This is a genomic window from Streptomyces sp. NPDC002690 (genome assembly GCF_053592415.1).
Window position 1 is genome coordinate 1 of sequence record NZ_JBSFVR010000663.1, and the last position, 2,050, is coordinate 2,050.

Annotated in this window: 1 protein-coding gene; it reads left to right on the forward strand. The window is 69.2% G+C overall.

Features of this window, described 5'->3' with window-relative positions; genetic code table 11:
- The first annotated feature begins 127 nt into the window (after window positions 1-127).
- Window positions 128-1,873 carry a BCCT family transporter gene (locus tag ACWD3D_RS36470; protein ID WP_451464944.1) on the forward strand — a complete coding sequence of 582 codons (1,746 nt, stop codon included), beginning with the start codon at window positions 128-130 and terminating at the stop codon, window positions 1,871-1,873.
- The last annotated feature ends 177 nt before the right edge of the window (window positions 1,874-2,050 follow it).

Sequence of the window (2,050 nt, forward strand, 5' to 3'; positions counted from 1 at the left end):
GCCTCGCGGGCGTGAACGGGCGCGCGCGGACCGCCACTGCTCGCGGGTCCCGTACCGTACGCGCCCCGTGTGGTACTGCCTACGAGGAGTGATATCCGGACTCCCGAAAGGTGCCCAGGTGCCCCACGTGCCGCAGGACGACCCGAAGCCGGACGGCCTGTCCGTCACGGCGGACCTCCCCGAGGACCCGCGCCACGGGCAGAAGCCCGTTACCGACCGGGTGGTCTTCGGTGTCACCGCCGTCCTCACGCTCGCCTTCGTGCTCTGGGGCTCGGTCGCCACCGACTCGCTGGAGAGCGTCTCCACCGATCTGCTCGAAGGGCTCATCCACAACGGCGGCTGGGCCTTCATGCTCGCCGCGTCAGGCTTCGTGGTCTTCGCGCTGTGGCTGGCGATCAGCCGTTACGGAAGGATCCAGCTCGGCCAGGAAGGCGAGGAACCGGAGTTCCGGACCGTCTCCTGGGTCGCGATGATGTTCAGCGCCGGTATGGGAATCGGTCTGATGTTCTACGGGGTGAGTGAACCCCTGGCCCACTTCACCAACCCGCCTCCCGGAACCCGTCCCGCCGACGAGGCCGAGGCGATGCAGACGGCGATGGCCACCACCCTCTTCCACTGGACGCTCCACCCCTGGGCGATCTACGCCGTCGTCGGGCTCGCCATCGCGTACAGCACCTACCGCAGGCGCCGCCGGCAGACGATCAGCGCCGTCTTCGAGCCGCTCATCGGGCAACGCCACTCCCAGGGCGGCTTCGGCAGGATCATCGACATCCTCGCGATCTTCGCGACGCTCTTCGGCTCCGCCGCCTCCCTCGGCCTGGGCGCGCTGCAGATCGGCAGCGGTTTCCACGAGCTGAACTGGCGGGAGAAGACGGGCACCGGTCTCCTGGTCGCCATCATCGCCGTGCTGACCGTGGCGTTCGTCGCCTCGGCCGTCTCCGGGGTGGAGAAGGGCATCCAGTGGCTCTCCAACATCAACATGGTGCTCGCGCTGATCCTCGCCGTCTTCGTGTTCGTCGCGGGCCCCACGATCATCGTGCTCGACCTGCTGCCCACCTCCATCGCCGAGTACTTCCGCGAACTGCCCCAGCTCGCAGGACGCACCGAGGCGACCGGTGAGGGCGAGGTCGCCGACTGGCTGAGTTCGTGGACGGTCTTCTACTGGGCGTGGTGGATCTCCTGGACGCCCTTCGTCGGCATGTTCATCGCCCGCATCAGCAGGGGCCGCACCATCCGGCAGTTCATCGGCGGGGTCATCCTCGTGCCGAGCACCGTCAGCCTCGTCTGGTTCGCGATCTTCGGCGGGTCCGCGATCCGGCTCAAGGCCGCCGGCAAGCTGGGCGGCGCCGACACGCCGGAGGCCCAGCTCTTCGGCCTGCTCGAGGAGTTCCCGGTCGCCACCCTGATGAGCGTGCTGGTGATGATCCTGGTCGGGATCTTCTTCGTCTCCGGCGCCGACGCCGCCTCCATCGTGATGGGCACGCTCTCGCAGAAGGGCGTGCTGGAGCCGCACAAGTGGGTGGTCGTCTTCTGGGGCGTCGTCACCGGCGCGGTGGCCGCCGTCATGCTGCTCATCGGCGACGGCGAGGGCGACGCGCTGGCCGGACTCCAGAACCTCACCATCCTCGTTGCCGCGCCCTTCACCATCGTGATGGTCGGCATGTGCGTCTCCCTCATGCGGGACCTGCGCCAGGACCCCCTCATCGTCCGCCACGAATTCGGTGTCGAAGCGGTGGAGAGCGCGGTCATCCAGGGGCACGCCAAGTACGACGGCGACTTCGAGATCCGGATCGGCCCCGGGAGCGAAGTCACCGAGGACCACCGCCATCAGCACGAGGACCCGGGACCCGCGTCCCCGCCGCCGGGAGACTGAACGAAGGGCGGTCCGGAAGAGGGAGTACGGGGCGTCCGGTACCGGTCGCCGGGCATCGGTAGCCCGGCATCGGTAGCCCGGCATCGGTCGCCGGGCATCGGTCGCCGGGCATCGGTTCGAAGAGAGGGACGACGTGCGGGCGCTGCGGTGCGGCGGCGCCCGCCCCCGGTGGCTGGG